At 59.0% G+C, this 16736-nt stretch carries 13 protein-coding genes and 1 pseudogene; 10 read left to right on the top strand and 4 right to left on the bottom strand.

Annotated elements, in window-relative coordinates:
* The coding region (locus J3D46_RS24165; RefSeq protein WP_253469747.1) for an AAA family ATPase at positions 1–1606 on the bottom strand (1606 nt) is incomplete at its 3' end.
* 433 nt (positions 1607–2039) lie between these two features.
* Here J3D46_RS24165 and J3D46_RS24160 point away from each other — a divergent pair.
* The 10 genes from J3D46_RS24160 to J3D46_RS25115 all read left to right on the top strand — a co-directional run bounded on the left by J3D46_RS24160 (position 2040) and on the right by J3D46_RS25115 (position 14052).
* On the top strand, positions 2040–3488 hold the full coding sequence (locus tag J3D46_RS24160; RefSeq protein ID WP_253469744.1) for an aldehyde dehydrogenase: 1449 nt from the start codon (positions 2040–2042) through the stop codon (positions 3486–3488).
* A gap of 15 nt (positions 3489–3503) precedes the next feature.
* Complete coding sequence (locus tag J3D46_RS24155; RefSeq protein ID WP_253469741.1) at positions 3504–4607, top strand: NAD(P)-dependent alcohol dehydrogenase; 1104 nt, start codon at positions 3504–3506, stop codon at positions 4605–4607.
* A 174-nt stretch (positions 4608–4781) separates the two neighbouring features.
* Positions 4782–5927 (top strand): cupin domain-containing protein, encoded by a 1146-nt coding sequence (locus J3D46_RS24150; protein ID WP_253469738.1) that lies wholly within the window; start codon positions 4782–4784, stop codon positions 5925–5927.
* A gap of 7 nt (positions 5928–5934) precedes the next feature.
* Entirely contained in the window at positions 5935–7170 is a 1236-nt protein-coding gene (locus J3D46_RS24145) for a flavin-dependent oxidoreductase (protein ID WP_253469735.1), read from the top strand.
* Positions 7171–7192: 22 nt separating this feature from the next.
* Positions 7193–8203 (top strand): amidohydrolase family protein, encoded by a 1011-nt coding sequence (locus J3D46_RS24140; RefSeq protein WP_253469732.1) that lies wholly within the window; start codon positions 7193–7195, stop codon positions 8201–8203.
* A gap of 88 nt (positions 8204–8291) precedes the next feature.
* Positions 8292–9197, top strand: coding sequence for an MBL fold metallo-hydrolase (locus J3D46_RS24135; protein WP_253469729.1), 906 nt, complete (start codon positions 8292–8294; stop codon positions 9195–9197).
* Positions 9198–9337: 140 nt separating this feature from the next.
* Complete coding sequence (locus J3D46_RS24130; protein ID WP_253469726.1) at positions 9338–10669, top strand: MFS transporter; 1332 nt, start codon at positions 9338–9340, stop codon at positions 10667–10669.
* Positions 10670–10899: 230 nt separating this feature from the next.
* Positions 10900–11673, top strand: a complete 774-nt coding sequence (locus J3D46_RS24125) for a fumarylacetoacetate hydrolase family protein (RefSeq protein ID WP_253469723.1) — start codon at positions 10900–10902, stop codon at positions 11671–11673.
* A 327-nt stretch (positions 11674–12000) separates the two neighbouring features.
* On the top strand, positions 12001–13125 hold the full coding sequence (locus tag J3D46_RS24120) for an isochorismate synthase MenF (protein ID WP_253469720.1): 1125 nt from the start codon (positions 12001–12003) through the stop codon (positions 13123–13125).
* 327 nt (positions 13126–13452) lie between these two features.
* Complete coding sequence (locus J3D46_RS25115) at positions 13453–14052, top strand: TetR/AcrR family transcriptional regulator (RefSeq protein ID WP_253469717.1); 600 nt, start codon at positions 13453–13455, stop codon at positions 14050–14052.
* Between the two features lie 225 nt (positions 14053–14277).
* Here J3D46_RS25115 and J3D46_RS24110 read toward each other — a convergent pair.
* From J3D46_RS24110 to J3D46_RS24100, 3 genes and pseudogenes are all read right to left on the bottom strand, one after another.
* Positions 14278–14762: pseudogene (locus J3D46_RS24110) on the bottom strand (fructose-bisphosphatase class II); the annotation flags it as partial.
* A 110-nt stretch (positions 14763–14872) separates the two neighbouring features.
* A complete protein-coding gene (locus J3D46_RS24105; RefSeq protein ID WP_253469715.1) occupies positions 14873–15250 on the bottom strand; it encodes a RidA family protein in 378 nt (125 codons plus the stop codon).
* A gap of 44 nt (positions 15251–15294) precedes the next feature.
* The gene (locus J3D46_RS24100) at positions 15295–16710 is read right to left on the bottom strand and encodes an FGGY family carbohydrate kinase (protein ID WP_253469712.1); all 1416 of its coding nucleotides are present in this window, start codon (positions 16708–16710) and stop codon (positions 15295–15297) included.
* Positions 16711–16736: the final 26 nt, after the last annotated feature.

Below are 16736 nucleotides of genomic sequence, written 5' to 3'. Positions count from 1 at the left end.
TCTGAAATCCAGCGAAAAGCTCCCCCTCGTGGTGCCCAAACGAAGCTAATTTGTCTAGAGCAACCTGGAATTGGTCCACGGCTCCCTCGAGCTGTCCACGGAAGAGCTCCACAGTACCCCACAAAACAAGCGTCATACCGAACGAGATATGGTCACCCAGCTTGCCAGCGAGCGTGTCACACTCCGACAGCCGCTGCTCTGCGGCGGCTACATCTCCTTGTAGCAAAGAAACCCATGCGGCCACCCACAATGCGGCGCACCGCCCGGATGGCGAAGAGCTGCCCAGCCCCAGTGCAAGGTCCAACCAGCGACGGCCCTCGCTCAAAAATCCATCCGCGCACCAGTGATAACGCAACGCAGTCACCATTGCCAATGCACGCTCGGTATTCCCTGTGCTGACGCACCAATCCAAAGCCAATTCCAGATTGCCTCGGTCTGCGCGTAGCTTAGCTAATCCTGCTTCCTGTCCAGGCCCAGTCCAATCTCTCGCAACTTGAACGGCCATCGCTTCGAAGTATTCCTGGTGACGGTTTCGGAGCTCAGACACGGCCTCAGGCGATGCTAGGCGCTCCAAGCCGTATTCCTTAACAGTCATCAACATCCGGAAACGCCCGCGTCCCTTGCCTTCGACAGTTTGAAGAATCGACTGCGCAACTAAGTGATCCATCAGGTCAAGAACTTGGCCAGCAGGTAGGCCATCTCCGCTGCACACCTGTTCAGCAGCCAACCGGTCGAATTCGCCAGCGAATACGGAAAGACGCGCCCACAGCAGACGTTCTTCCGGCGTGCAAAGGTCAAAGCTCCAGTCGATCAGTGCGCGCAGTGTGCGCTGGCGCGGTAGCGCGGAACGATTCCCGCCGGTGAGCAATCCGAACCGGTCCTCCAGCCGTTCTACCAGTTCGTTGAGCTGCATTGAACGCATTCGCGAGACAGCTAACTCAATGGCCAAAGGGATTCCTTCCAATCGCGCGCACAGTTGGGCCACATCCTTGCCGTTTGCGTCGTTTACCACGAAGCCATGCTTGATGGCTCTGGCCCTGTCCACAAGCAGGTTCACGGATGAAAATCCTGACAACACCTCGCTGGTAAATTCGGTTTCGGGCTCGGGGATGGGCAGCGGTGCCAACGGATAGACATGTTCACCAGCAATGTCCAGAACCTGCCTACTGGTAGTAATGATCTGCACGTGTGGGCAATTACGCAGCAGGGAACCAATAACGCCAGCGCAGGCCGAGAGAAGATGCTCGCAATTATCAAAGACGAGCAGCAACTGGCGTCGAGCTATGTACTCAATCAAACGATCCAGTGTGCGACGGTTCGATGGATTAGGCACGCCCAGTGCCGTTGCAACGGCGTGCTCCAGCAGTTCGGGCTCTCGGACAACCGCCAAATCTATCAGCCAGGTCCCGTCGCGGAACTTTGAATTGTGTTCTTCTGCTATCTCCACCGCGAAGCGGCTCTTCCCGACCCCGCCTACCCCGGTCAAGGTCACCAATCGAGCGGACCCGAGAAGCTCTCGAACCTCGGTTAGTTCATTTCGCCGTCCTACGAAACTTGTGACAGCGTTCGGCAGGTTGCCCCGACTCTCGGACGAGATCTCATCCATGCAGAACTCCGGGCCGGAGCCTACACCAGTTGCTCAAAGGCAACGCGAGGTGACCCCATCCCGTCCGCCTCATTACGGATGAATTCAGTATGAGCATGAGGGCGATTCTACACACGACTATCTATTCTCGGCTTCGCGTTCATGTTCCAAAGCCAGCCCTACGTACTTTTCCCAAGGGGCCACGGCAGATGCAGTGATCTTGGTTGGCGGGCCCTGTTCCGGCCAGGATAAATGCCGCTTCGTTCTCTGGTGGATACCGACGTACGGACGGAGATGACCTCTGCACGTGCCGCCGGCCGATGACGCAGGGTAGATCTGCGGGGTCAGAGGAAAGGGGTAGTTTTACGCGTTCCGCAAGCATCCACCGCCGTTGAGACTGAACTCACATCAATTTTGAGGAGGTCCTTCAGTGACGAAGGTGCAGGAGCGAACCATGGTCGACGTTTCCCCAGGCCGGCTGTTCATTGGCGGTCGGTGGGAGCTTGCCGGGGACGGAGCCACGAGGGAATTGTCAGACCCCGCGACAGGCCTGGTTGCAGCTGCAGTTGCCGAAGCGACTGCAGCGGACGCCGCACGTGCTACTGCTGCAGCGCATCAAGCCTTCGCGGACGGTCCCTGGCCGCGGATGCGCCCACGTGAACGTGGCCGAATCCTTCTCCGAGCCGCTGAGTTACTTCGACAGCGAGCAGAAGAATTCGCCAAGCTGGAGTCCCTCAACGTGGGAAAGCCGATCACGTCGACTCGTCGAATCGACATTCCGATCGCCATCGAGACTTTCGAGTACTATGGCAACCTCGCTGCGGGGATCGAAGGAGCGGTCCGAGCGTCCGGCTCGGCTGCCCTGGCCTACACCCAGCGTGAGCCGCTCGGCGTGGTTGCCGCCATCACCCCCTTCAACTTTCCGCTGGTACTGTCGAGCAAAAAAATAGCCCCTGCCCTTGCTGCTGGAAACACGGTCGTACATAAACCTGCCGCGGAAACCCCCTTGACGGCACTAAAACTTGCCGAGGTGTTGCACGAAGCTGGCCTGCCGGACGGCGTGTACAACGTGGTCACAGGAGATGTTGAGGCCGGACGTGCCCTGGTCCAGGATCCAAGGGTTGCAAAGATCGCGTTCACAGGCTCGACCGCAGTGGGCAAACGGATTGTAGAGCAAAGCGCAGACAACCTCACCCGCGTGACTCTCGAGTTGGGCGGCAAGAGCGCGAACATCCTTTTTGCAGATGCTGATCTTGACGCCGCAGTCGGCGCATCGGTCAAGGCGTTCACTTTCAATACAGGCCAATTCTGCATGGCGGGCAGCCGGCTCCTCGTCGAACGTCCGGTCTATCAGGAAGTCCTTGAGAAACTGCAGGCCGCCTGTAAGCGGATCACGGTCGGTGATCCGTCTGATCCCGAAACTATGGTCGGCCCCATGGCCGGGCCCAGCCACAAGGCAAAAGTCGAATCAGTCCTGGCCCGAGCCCGGCGGGACGGTGTCATGGCTACCAGCGCACCGTGCCCGCCAGGTCCAGGTTTCTACGTCGCACCCACCATCTTGACCGGAGTCGCCCAGGATTCGTCTTACGTACAGGAAGAAATCTTCGGGCCAGTCCTGACCGTCCAACCCTTCGACACCGAAGAGGAGGCCGTGAGGATGGCCAACGACACCCCCTACGGACTCGCCGCTGGTCTTCAAACCCGAGACATCTCCCGGGCGCATCGCGTTGCCTCACGACTCGAAGCTGGAACGGTGTGGGTGAACACGTGGGCTTCTATGGATATTGCCATGCCCATTGGCGGTTACAAACAATCCGGATACGGACGGGAAAACGGCCCTGAAGGGCTGGATGAATACCTGCAGACCAAATCCGTCATCGTCGCCTTGGCGCCGGCTACCTAAGAAAGAACAGACACCATGTATTCCACCACAGCAGCCGTAGTCGAGCGTCCCGGCGACCCCTTCACCTTCAGCCAGGTGAACCTCAGTGAGCCTGGCAAGGACGAGGTTCTAGTAGAGATGGTCGCTGCAGGCCTGTGCCACAGTGATCTGAACGTGCAGGCCGGGAAGATCCCCTTCACGTTGCCGGGAGTCCTCGGCCATGAAGGTGCGGGCATTGTCCGGAAAGTTGGGTCTTCGGTCACCAAAGTCCAACCTGGCGACAAGGTCCTGTTGAGTTTCACCTCATGCGCGCACTGCGATCGATGCCGAAATGGGCACCCTGCCTACTGCGATACGTGGCTCCCCCGCAATGTGACAGGCGGCGCACGGGGAAGCGAGGACTCTCCGATCACTCGGGAAGGCGTTCCTATCGCTGCGCGTTTCTTCGGCCAGTCGTCTTTCGCGAAGGCTGCAATCGTCGACGCCCGCAGCGTAGTGAAAGTCGACAACGACGACGATCTGACCCTACTTGCGCCGCTTGGATGTGGCGTCCAGACCGGATTCGGCACAGTTTGGAATGTCCTTGCTCCCCGCCCCGGGGAAAGCCTGGCCGTTTTCGGCGCCGGCGCAGTTGGCCTTTCGGCAATCATGGCGGCAGCAGCTCTGCCGGCGGTCGAGATCATCGCGGTTGATCGTGTGCCATCGCGACTCGAACTTGCCCGGGAGCTCGGCGCCCGGCACACCATCGACACGTCCAAGGCAGATATGGTCACCGCAATGGCTGACATCACCGGCGGCCGTGGTATCGACAACGCACTGGACACAACCGGCATCCCCTTCATAGTTCGTGTCGCCGTCGACGCTCTCAAAACCGGCGGAGCATGCGCAGTCGTCGGCGTAGCACCTCCCGGTGTCGACGTGGCACTGGACATGCACGATCTACTGCTGGGAAAGCGGATCTTGGGCGTGACGTTAGGGGACGGCGAACCCGAGACCCTACTGCCGCGGTTGGCAGCACTGCACCGCGAAGGAAAACTGCCGCTCGAAAAGCTGGTCAAACACTACGAATTCAAAGACCTGAACAACGCAGCGAGCGATATGCATGCCGGGACAACGATCAAACCCGTAGTGCTGTTCTAGCCGACCACAGCAGCCTCCGGCGGGCGCTGCTCCGGCTCTTCAGCCTCGAAAGAGAGAGCCGGCTTGGGTCAGACCAGAAAACCGCCCATGCAAGAAGAATGACGTCCACCGTTTCCCAGTTGGTTGTTTTCAGCCAACGGGCACATGCGGTAACAGAATACGGAGGTAAACAGAATGCAGGATAAAGACGCGACTTACAGTGCGGGCCAAGGCGGGACTGACACCGCGGAAGTGACGCTTGAAGAGTTCTGCGGCGCGCTTGCCGCGCGTGACATGGCAGGGCTTTGGAGCAGGCCGCCGATGCCGGCGCACCCTATGGCGCACACAAGGGCCCACCTATGGCGCTGGGACACTGTTGCACCGCTGGCGCGACAGGCCGGTCGAGTTCTCGACGTTGATGAAGGAGCAGCTCAACGGCGCGCACTTCAGTTCTGCAACCCAGGGCTTCGTATCGGAACCACGGAAGCCTTATTCGGTGCGTACCAGTATCTGGATCCGGGTGAAGTTGCACCAGCGCATCGGCATTCCCCGTCCGCCATCCGGTTCATGATGACAGGGCAGAACGTCTTTACGACGGTCGACGGGGATGCTTGCTGGATGGAGCCCGGAGATTTTGTCCTGACCCCAAGCGGTACATGGCATGACCACACAAACCAGAGCAACGAACCTGCCATCTGGCTTGACGTGATCGACGTAGTGATGGTCGCTACCCTGGAATCAATCTTCTTCGAAGACCATCCGGTCGGCATGCAGGAGGTCGCTGGTTTCTCCTCTTCCGAGGAGCAATTCGGTTCCGCTGGACTTCACCCGGTTGCCGGTTCTAAATGGTCGAAACCGTACTCCCCGCTGCTGCGCTATCCATACAGCCAAGTCGACCCCACGCTCAGCAACCTGCTGGCCCGGACCGAAGACCCCAGTGCGACTGTTGAGTACACGAACCCCCTAACCGGCGGCCCAGCCATACCGACTCTGACCTGTCAGATGACCCGAATTCGTCCTGGCGCACGCACGCGCCTGCGGCGCCAGACAGGCGGGCAGATTCACACCGTGTTCCGCGGCCGCGGGCGGTCCATCATCGGTGGGACCGAGTTCACATGGGGACCAGGCGACGTGTTCGTCGTCCCATCCTGGGTGCCGGTAGAGCACGAAGCGGAGGAAACGGCCGACCTATTCGTCGCCAGCGACCGGGCCGCTCTTGAAGCCTTGCATCTTTACCGCGAGTCGGAGGCGGACGAACGGCAGCAGGTGACAGGAACGTTTGAGCCAGCAACCGCTCCAGCACCCGACGAAGCAGTGCCCGCTGTCGGGCCAAGGAAGTAGGAACCGAATGAAGATCGCAATCGCCGGCGGCGGAATCGGCGGACTCACCACCGCATTGATGCTCCACGACGCAGGCATCCCCGTCACTATCTACGAGGCAGTACCCGAGCCACGACCACTGGGGGTCGGCATCAATGTGTTGCCCCATGCCGTTCAGGAACTCGACCGGCTTGGCGTGCTTGAGGAGTTGCTCCCCTTGGCCGTCGCAACAGAAGAACTGTGCTATGCAAACCGACACGGCCAGTTCGTTTGGCGGGAACCGCGGGGAACAGGTGCTGGATACGCCGTACCGCAACTTTCAATTCACCGCGGCAATTTCCAGATGGCCCTGATGGACATCGTCCGCCGCCGTCTAGGTGAATCTTCCATCCGGAATGGGCTAACCGTTAGCGGGTCAAATTCCAGCAGCGACAATGCGCAATTCCAACTGGTCAACACCGTCACCGGGCATACCTCGGAAGAATCGGCTGACGTCCTGATCGGCGCCGACGGATTGCACTCAGCACTACGCAAGCAGCTCACTCCCAGCGATGGAAGCCCCAGTTGGAGTGGCGAGCTCATGTGGCGGGGCACAACTGTGGCGCCGCCATTCCTCACCGGAAAGTCCATGGCACTGATCGGAACGCGCGGGCACAAGGTTGTGGCATATCCGCTGTCCATGCCCGATAGCGAAGGTAATGCATTGATCAACTGGATCGCAGTGCTGGGCAAGACATCAAGGGAACTTCCTCCCGCAGAGTCATGGAACGGGCCGGGTGATATTGAGGACTTCATCCATGAGTTCGATTCATGGTCGTTCCCCTGGCTTGATGTCCCCGAGCTGATGCGCGGTGCTGGTGCCGTTCATGTATTCCCCATGGTTGACCGTAATCCGTTGCCGACCTGGAATAGAGGACGAACAACGCTCCTAGGTGACGCCGCGCATCCCATGTACCCAGTCGGGTCCAACGGCGCTTCCCAAGCAATTATCGACGCGCGTGCGCTCACAGATGCCCTCATGGAGGAGCGGACACCCGACGTTGCACTGGCCCGATATGAACACGAACGTCTTACCGCCACTGCCACGGTCGTAAGAGCAAACCGCAACCAGGGGTCCGCGCGAATACTCGATTTGGCCGAGGAACGCGCCCCTGAAGGCTTCAGCGATGTAAACCAGGTCTTTGCACCCGGAGAGCGCGAAGCCATCGCCTCCGAGTATCAGCGGGTTGCAGGATTCACTCCGGCTAACCTCACCCATCCGTAACCACGACCCAAGGAGCAAGACGGTGGTAAATCCTGAATCAAATGACACAAATTCCGCAGAGCGCCTGCTTCAGCGCACCGGCGGGAAACTAATCGATGTACACGCCCACTACACGCCCCCCTTAACGGAGGCCGAGCGCAACAAGATGGCAGACCTGTTCCGGGCCGGCCACTTCACCGCGCCGCCAACCGGGCCCTGGACAGCCGATGATGCCCTGACGTTCATGGATTCGCATGGCATTGCGGTGCAGATGCTGTCGTACCCGAACCGGCTCACGCCGGACGAGGCCAGTCGTTATAACGACTTCGGAGCAACGGTGGTGCGGGATAACCCGGACCGCTTCGGATTGCTTGCAAATCTTCCTCTTATCAACCCCTGTCAAGCAGTATCGGAGGTGTCCCGGGCCATCGATGACCTTGGCGCAGACGGCTTTGTGCTCGTCACCAATTATGACGGCGCGTACTTGGGGGATCCTCGGTTCACGGACGTTTTCGCAGCACTCGACGACAGGCACGCCACTGTCTTTTTACATCCTGTACAGCCGCCCAGCTTCGGTCAGGTATCGTGCGGTCGCCCCGGACCGGTCATCGAATTCCCCATGGACACTGCCCGGACGATCGTCGATGCTGTCTATGCCCGGGTTTTCCAGAAGTTTTCGAACATAAAATTTGTCGTGTCACACGCGGGCGGGGTCCTTCCGACCCTTGCAGAGCGCGTGGGATCAACCGGGATGCTGCCGTGGGTGAGCAACACCAACGGTGTGGCCAGGGAAGATGTCCAGGCACAGTTGTCAGGCTTGTTCTACGACACAGCACTGGCAGCATCTCCCAATTCACTACTTCCGCTCCTCGAGATCACTTCTGCGGATCACATCGTTTACGGATCGGACTATCCCCCGGGCGTCCTTGAGGTCATCGAGAAAAACATCGATCTCTTGAGTACAACCGCGGTTCTTCAGGACCACGAACTGGCCCGGTTTTCGTCCACCGCAACGGATCTATTCCCCCGGCTGAAAAACCGCCAACACAGCTAACCTCCAGCGGGGGTTCATCCCCTCAACGGGCATCTCGAGTCTCAAAGCATCACCCAAATCGGTTCAAACAGGAACGGAATAGATCACGATGACAACAACCACCATTGGAAAAATTGGAACGCAGTCCGCGGTCCGCCGCTGGACCATGGATGAGTTCACGTTCACCTATATTGTCGACGGCCCCATGTCGCTCAGCCCCACGCGCTTCCTGAGTTCATTCCCCGACAGTTACTGGCGGGATCATCCCGAAGCTTTGGACGAAGCCGGCGGTGTGCCAATGACAGCTGGCGGCCTGCTGGTAGAACGGGACGATCTTCGCCTGCTGATTGACGCGGGACTTGGCGACATCAAGTTTGATTCGCATTACGGGCCCATCCAGGGTGGAGCACTGCTGGACACCCTCAAAGCAGTCGGCCTGGAACCGGGAGACATCGAAGTATTTGCCCTCACGCACATTCACATTGACCACACGGGCTGGGCCTTTGTCGACGATGGCCACGGAGCACGCACAGCTACCTTCCCCAACGCGTCTTATGTTCTGGCTCGCCAGGAATGGGAGCCCCTGTCCCAAGGGATTCCCCCGGCCGACATGCCCGACCCGACAACGGTCGTCGAACCTTTGCTGAACCATCCAAACCTCAAACTTGTCGAGGATGGCGGCGAAGTTGTGCAAGGCGTCAGTGCACTTGTCACCCCTGGGCATACACCAGGTCATGCGTCCTACATCATGACGTCAGCATCCGGGAATCGACTGGTTGTCTTCGGCGACGTCTTCCATTCACCGGCACAACTGGAGCACCTGGATTGGGGCTCAGCACCGGACAGCCACACGGAATCCGTTCAGGGAGCCCGCGCGCGTGTCCTCTCCGAGCTTCTCAAAGACGACACATATGCGTTCTCCTATCACTTCGGTGACCAGCCCTTCGGCAAGGTCGTCCGCGGCGAAAACGGACGCGTTGTCTGGGAGCCAGTCCCGACTGAAGCTCTTTTCTAGTCGCTGAAGAGGTTCTCAGCAGTCCCGCCCCGACAAGCGTCGGCGTAAAGAAACTACAACCGGGTTCAGCGGCCTGAGCTTTGGCGTGGCCCCTGCACAGCAACACGAAACCCTTCCCGTTCGCACTCAAAGGATATTCAATGACGAATACAAACAATCTTGTGCTGGAAGATCCAGCACAAAAGGACCCAACCAACCTCAAGCGAGTGACCACCCTCGTGACCCTAGGAAATCTCCTCGAGTGGTACGACTTCACGGTCTACGGATTTCTAGCTGTATATATCGGAGCTACCTTCTTCCCCTCAAACGATCCAGTCACCGCCCTCATGGCAACTTTCGCGGTATTTGCTGTCGGCTTCGTCGGACGGCCACTTGGCGCCTTTATTCTGGGCCCGTTCATCGACCGTAACGGCCGCAAATCCGTCATGCTACTGTCGATGCTCCTGATGGCAACCGGCTCACTGCTCATCGGAGTAGCGCCAGGATATGCCGTTGCCGGCGCCTTCGGCGCCGTGGTGATAGTCGTGGGGCGCCTTATGCAAGGCTTCTCGGCAGGCGGGGAATTCGGGAGCTCCGCCGTATACCTTATCGAATGGGCTCATAACCGTCGCCGCGGTTTCTTTGGGAGTTTCCATCAAGTGGCCACATATGGCGGCCTGTTACTTGGTGTGCTGGTCACGGCAGGGTTGTCTTCGGTACTGGGCGCAGACACAATGCGCGACTGGGGCTGGCGTATCCCCTTCATCGTAGGCTCCCTTCTTGCAATCGTTGTATTGGTCCTTCGGCGTCGGTTGGAGGAACCACCGGTATTCATCGCGTCCCGCAAAGTTGGCGTTGATGGCGAGCCGCAAGCAGAATCCTCGCATACCGGAAAGGAACTGAGCGCGCGCGCCGGATTTCTCCTGACAGTCGGCGTGAATGCCTTGTGGGGCGTGACCGCCATGGTTGCTCTCACGTACATGCCCAGCTACGCGGCACAGTTCCTGAAGATCGATCTGCAGTCCTCCTTGTGGGCAACCGTCAGCGGGGCGACATTGACCGTTGTTCTCCTGCCAGTCATGGGTCACCTCTCCGATAAGATCGGGCGAAAGCCCCTGATCGTGTTTGGCGCACTTGGCTACCTGTTGTTCTCCTATCCATTGTTCCTGTTCCTTGCCGAGACACAATCACTGACAGCCCTTGTCCTCACCCAGATTGCGCTGGCGTTGTTCACAGCTCCAATCGCCGGTGTCGGCGCCGCCACCATCACAGAGCTGTTCAGCTCCAAAAACCGCGGCACCCTGGTCTCCATTGCCACTGGAACCGCAGTGACCATCTTCGGAGGCTTCGGAGCTGTCGTCTGCACATGGCTCATCGGTGCCACAGGCCTCATAGTCGCGCCCGCCTTCTACATCATCGGCGTCGCGGCAGTCACTTTGGTAGCAGGCATCTGCTTGCCCAAGCACCTCGCAAGTGCACCTTTGCGGGACTAAGCAGTCCCACGGCCCTACATTCATTGGTTATCTTCCCGGGCAGTTCGCCCGGGAAGATAACCAACTATCCCTGCTTCAAATAGGAATTGATGTTTTTCGGGTATCTATAGAGAGAGTAAGCAATGAAGTTAAGTCTGTTCGATGACTATCGTCTTGGTGTTTGGGCGCGCAATGACTCCATCGTCGATGCAACGAGTGTTCTTCCAGAATCAACCCGCCCCCAGGATCGCATGAACATGCTGATTGAGGGCTGGCAAACGCTTGAGCCAAAGATGAGGGATGCCGCACATAGCACCGGTATCCCCCGCTCGCGGGTAACCTTCAGGGCGCCTCAACCAAGGCCTTCGAAAATCCTCGCGGCACCGGTCAATCACGGCCCGCATCGTGAAGAAATGATCGCCGCTGGAGCCTTTTCGGACGTACCCGGAACGATCGAGAAGTATGTCGCTTTCCTGAAGGCACCTTCCTCCGTAGTAGGACCTGATGAGGCAATCAGACTTCCGGACCCTAGGCGCCGGGTCGACCATGAAGCAGAACTAGGGGTGGTTATCGGCACCCGCGCAAAAAACACATCCCGCGGAGATGCCTTAAGCCATGTTTTCGGGTATCTCGCCTTGATCGACGTGACTATGCGGGGCGACGAGGATCGCTCCTACCGAAAGAGCTTTGACACATTTACACCCTTGGGGCCGGCTATCGTCACAGCTGATGAGATACCAGATCCCTCGATATTGAATCTCAGACTTAGCGTCAATGGTGACCTTCGCCAGGATGGGCAAGTGGCTGATTTGATCTACGACGTAGCCCAACTTATCGAAGTTTATTCCGAAGCAATGACCCTCAACCCGGGTGACATAATCGCCAGCGGAACCCCAAACGGGGTCGGACCACTCACACCCGGTGACACCGTGACCTTAGCAGTCTCGCAGCTACCGCCACTCACGATCGCAGTTAGGGCCTCCAAAGCAACGATCCCCGCGACAGCGGACCTAGCAGCGCTTTGAACCGATGAGTAGGCTCCGGCCGCTGGACGCGGAGCACAACGAAATCCCGAGGATATGAGCATTTGAATGCAACTCCGAAACAAACGCATCGAACCGTCCGGAATGTCCGAAGTCCAACCACGCAGCATCCTTCGGGGCATCACTGTCGAGGGGCCTGTTCTCACTGAAGCCGGTCTTTCGGATTACTTGGTTACAGACGAGGTTCTCTGCTGGATTCGGCGCGAAGGCGGGTTAGTAGGCTTCGGAGAGGCTGGACGCTTTACCGCCCGAGGGCCCGAGCGGTTTAGCAAAGCCTCTCAGTGGTGGGAGGAAGTTCAGTCCACCGCATTGATCGAAAATCAGGTGGGCGGAACCGGGACAGGTGCCATAGCGTTCGGATCTTTTACTTTTTCTTCAGTCTCGTCCCATGAGTCCCAGCTGGTTGTTCCCCAGGTGCTGATCGGCTCGGAGGGCAACCGACGGTGGCTGACTTACCTCTCGTTCGACACAGCCAAGGAAGTGACCGTCAGCGCTGCTATGTCCGCCCTGAACGCCTTTCTCAGTAATCGGCCAGGTGACGGCCTTTTGACGGGTGCCACCGTCGTGGCGGGAAGAATGTCCGAGAACGAATATCGCTCTGCTGTGCAGACGAGTGTGCAACGGATAGCCGACGGACAACTTAAGAAGATCGTCTTGGCCCGCGACGTCCTAATTGAGTTGTCGTCGGCAATCCCAACCGCACAGGTGCTACGCAGATTGGCACGGCGCTACCGACACTGCTGGACCTACGCCGTCGACGGGGCGATCGGTTCAACACCCGAGATGCTAGTCCAGGTAGACGGAAACGTGGCACGGGCCCGCGTGCTCGCCGGGACGCTCGACCGTCATAACCAACAACACTTGGTTGAGTCGGACAAGGCATACGCACGGCGGGTACTTTTTGGGTCAGAGAAGCAACGGTACGAGCACCAGCTCGCCGTCGACTCACTCACCCAAAGCCTTTCACCCTATTCGAAGGTCATGACATCAGATTGCGAACCGTTCGTACTCGAATTGCCGAACGTCTGGCACTTGGCTTCTGATGTCACAGCCCAGTTGAACGCCCTCAACGGTCCTAAACCAGCGCGCGTTCCTTCCTCCCTTGAGCTGGTTGCGGCCCTACATCCGACTGCCGCGGTCTGCGGCACTCCCACCGAAGCAGCCGACGCAGCAATCCATGAATTGGAGCAAATGGACCGCGGAGCATACGCAGGTCCAGTGGGGTGGACCGACGGTATCGGCAACGGAGAGTGGGGAATCGCCCTTCGCGGCGGGCTTATCGAGAGTCCGGCCAGCGTTCGGCTCTTTGCAGGGTGTGGGATCGTCCAAGCTTCAACTCCCGAAGAGGAGTTAGCCGAGAGCTGGTCGAAACTTCGGCCAATGTTGGAGGCCCTTGGCGTTCCGCATGAGCGGCAGATAATTCGCAGAAGGTAGCCAGGACGGCCTGAGTCAGAGCACAGGGCGCAGGCGAAGCGGCAAACAAGGTCGTGCTGTAGCCGAGGAGCCAGCGCCGACAACTTACTTCAGGTGCCAAGGCACGAAAAAACCCGTTGGGGAGAAATGAGGACCATGTGAAGTCACCACTCCTTAGACGACTAGCAGCGGCCCTTTCGTACTTGCAGCCCCTGCGACCCAGAAGTGAGAAGAGTTGCGCTCTATGCGGGCATAGAGCGCCGGGCGACGATTCACACACCACCGACTGGCTGATACTGGCATCAGGAGTAGACCCCCGATGCCGTAGGTGCGAGCGATAGCCGCGCAGTGGTTTGGGATAAGGAGGCGACTCGGGCACGGCTTCTCGATGCTGCCATAAAGGAATTTTCGGAACGTGGCTTCGCAGGCGCCAGGGTTGATCAAATCTCCAAGTTATCGGGCGTCAACAAGGAACGAATCTACTTTTACTTTGGAAGCAAAGCCCAGCTGTTCCAGGCGGCTTTAACCAGACAGCTAGCCACTGCGCTGGAGGAATTACCGGTTCTGGGGGTTGGTCCGGGTGCCGTGGCAGATCTTGCTGGCCGGTACTTCGACATCATCATCGGACAGCCATATCTCGCCCGCCTTACGTCCTGGGAGGGGCTGGAATACGGTAAACCGGTGGACCCCGACCGCCGCGCCCTGCGGTCTGCAGAAACGGTAGCGGGCCTATGTCGTGCCCTTCCAGGGATAGGGCGACCGGTCGCCGAAGAACTTCTGCTTACGATCGTCACGCTGTGTCACGCATGGATTTCGAACCCTAACGTCAGTGCAATCGTTACCCCGGAGATCAGTCAGGCACGCAGGAGGACATCCATCACCCGGACCGCTGAGCTGCTTGCCCTGGACGCTTTAGGGATCAGCGAACCAACGGAGTGGCCGGCATAGCGGCAAGCAACTAACGACCGAATGGCCCTTGGCATTGAATGCAAGTCAGTCGGGAGCGATGCGCGGTACCCGACTCCCTATTCAGGATGCGGGAATGCTGGGGAATGGAATGTGCAACGATGGGCCTTGTCGGGTAGCTTGGGCCGGTAGGCGGGTCCACACCCATTCGTCAGTGTTGGACGCCATAGCGGAAACCGCACCGGATATCCGGAATGGTTGCGGCTACCTCGACGATGGGAATGCGCGTATGTTCTCGCCGATTGGCTTGTCGATGTCCACGACTCCGGCGCGTGCCGGTCCTGTGACGATTTTGTCCAGTAGAACACGGCTGTTGGATCGAACATTGAGCCGCGGTCGCTGACGGCGATCATGGACAAAGCGTTCGGCCTGCCCGCGGAAGTGAGGGAGGTGCCGGTAATGGGGTCGATGGCGATGTCAGCTGCGTGACCGGTGCCACTCCCGACGCGTTCGCCATTGAAGAGCATTGGAGCGTTGTCCTTCTCGCCTTCTCCGATGACGATTACGCCATCGAAGGTGACAGCGCCGAGGAAAGCTCGCATTCTATCGACAGCGGCTCCATCTGCCGCGTTGTTGTTACCTTTTCCGATGTAGGGCACGGCGCGAATCGCGGCAGCTTCGGTGGCACGGAGGAGTTCCATGCGAAGGATTCGGTCTGGGTGCAGCTTGAGCCGTTCTAGTTTGCTCTTCATGGTGTTCCCTAACTGATTTGTGGTGCTGCCGGGGGTGACTGTCAAGGGCAAACGAAAGGGGCTCGAGGCCACCGGCACCGTAGGGCCGGCTGCCTCGAACCCCCGCTGAATTATGCGGTTATAAACGCGTCAGCTTCGATTTCGACCAGAAGGTTCGGTGCCGCGAGGGCATTTACTTCAACGACGGCGGTCACGGGGCGGATGCCCCCGAAAATTTCGCCGTGGATGGCTCCGACAGCATCGAAGTCGGCGATGTTGGTCAGGTAGACGCGTGTTCGAACGACGTCTTCGAAGGATGCCCCACCTTCCTTGAGCGCGGTTTCGATGCGCGAGAAGATTTCTCGGGTCTGTGCCGCGGCGTCGTCTCCGACTCCTCCTGAGGTGGTTCCTGCAACGAAAATTTGGTTTCCGACACGAACTGCTCGTGAGTAGCCGAGGACGGGCTCGCGGGGCGATCCGGAGGAAATGTTGATGCGATTCTCAGACATGGTGTCCTTTCAATTGGGGAACTATTGTGCGGCGTGGGTAGCCGTTACTGGACTCCGTCGACGACTGAGCGCCAGCGACTGGAGAACTCATCGGCGCGGCTTTTAGACCACTGTGGTTCGAAGGTTGTGGCAGGTGCCCAATCGATGATGGCGTCGTTGAGCGTAAGGGTGGGGTCCATCGCCATTCGGGCCAAGGCGGCGGCTCCGAGAGGCGTAGCGTGCTGGGATGGGTAGATATCGACGGGCGTTTGCATCAGATCGGCGACTGATTGCATAAGCACGCGGCTCTGGGTGAGGCCACCGTCAACACGCAGGCGACGAAGAGGTTGCCCGAGGTCAGTGGACATGCAGCGAGCAAGTTCGGCTACCTGGGCGGCAATGCCTTCCAAAACTGCCCGGACCAAGTGTTCGCTGCCGGTGCTCAGGGTCATGCCGGTAATCGTGGCTTTGGCCTCTGGGCGCCACCAAGGAGCTGCGAGACCTGCCAGAGCTGGGACGCAGAGAACACCTTCGGAGTCCGCCGCGGCCACCCTGTCGAGGTCGGCTGCGCTGTCGATGAACGTGAGTTGTTCGAGCCAGTGCACGGCCGATGCCGCCGTGTAGATTTGCCCGTCCAGGCAGTAGGTAGTCTCTTTGCGTTGTTGCCAAGCGATGGAGGAGGATAGCCCCGCACTGGACCGCACGGCAGTGCTCCCGGTGTTGGCCAGCAGGAACACTCCTGTACCGAAGGTGCATTTGGCTTCGCCTACATCCAGGCAACGCTGGGCAACCAGTGCAGCCTGCTGATCCACGATCAGCCCACCAACCGCCGCGGCTTTTCCGAACGCCGTAGTCATTCCAGCTACAACGTCGTTCGGCAGAATGGTTGGCATTTTCTCGTTCCCGAGTTGGAACAAGTCCAGGAGGTGAGGGTCCCATTCGCCGCTGTCGACGTCCATGACCAATGAGCGACTGGCAGTTGAAGCATCAGTGACGAACTCGCCCGTGAGCTGGTGAAGAAGCCACGTGTCCGAGGTGGTGACGACGCCTTCAGTCGTGACGTTCCGCCGCAGCCACGTCTGTTTGGGGGCGGAGAAGTATGGGTCGAGCACCAGCCCGGTCCGCTGACCGATTTCGGTAGCGTGATCACGTAGCTCGGCGCACACTCCCTCGGCGCGACGATCCTGCCAGACGATCATATTGGACAGCGGGGCCCCATTGTCGGGGTCCCAGGCCAGCACCGTTTCACCCTGATTGGCCAAGGTCACAATGTCCACGTCAACCTTGGCACGGCTCACGGCGTAACGGCCGGCTTGAATAACGGAGTCGAGCAGTGCCTGGGGGTCCTGTTCAACGCCGCCACCGGGCAGGTATGTCGGGCGCACCTTTACCTCGCTGAGGGCGAGGACCTTGCCGGTTTCGTCGACAACAACTGCTTTTGTGCCGGACGTTCCTTGGTCGATGGCCAACACTGTGGTCATGGTTTTCTCATTTCAATTAAAGAGTT

This window comes from Paenarthrobacter sp. A20 (assembly GCF_024168825.1).
GTDB lineage: Bacteria > Actinomycetota > Actinomycetes > Actinomycetales > Micrococcaceae > Arthrobacter.
This window is presented reverse-complemented; position numbering and strand designations above follow the sequence as displayed.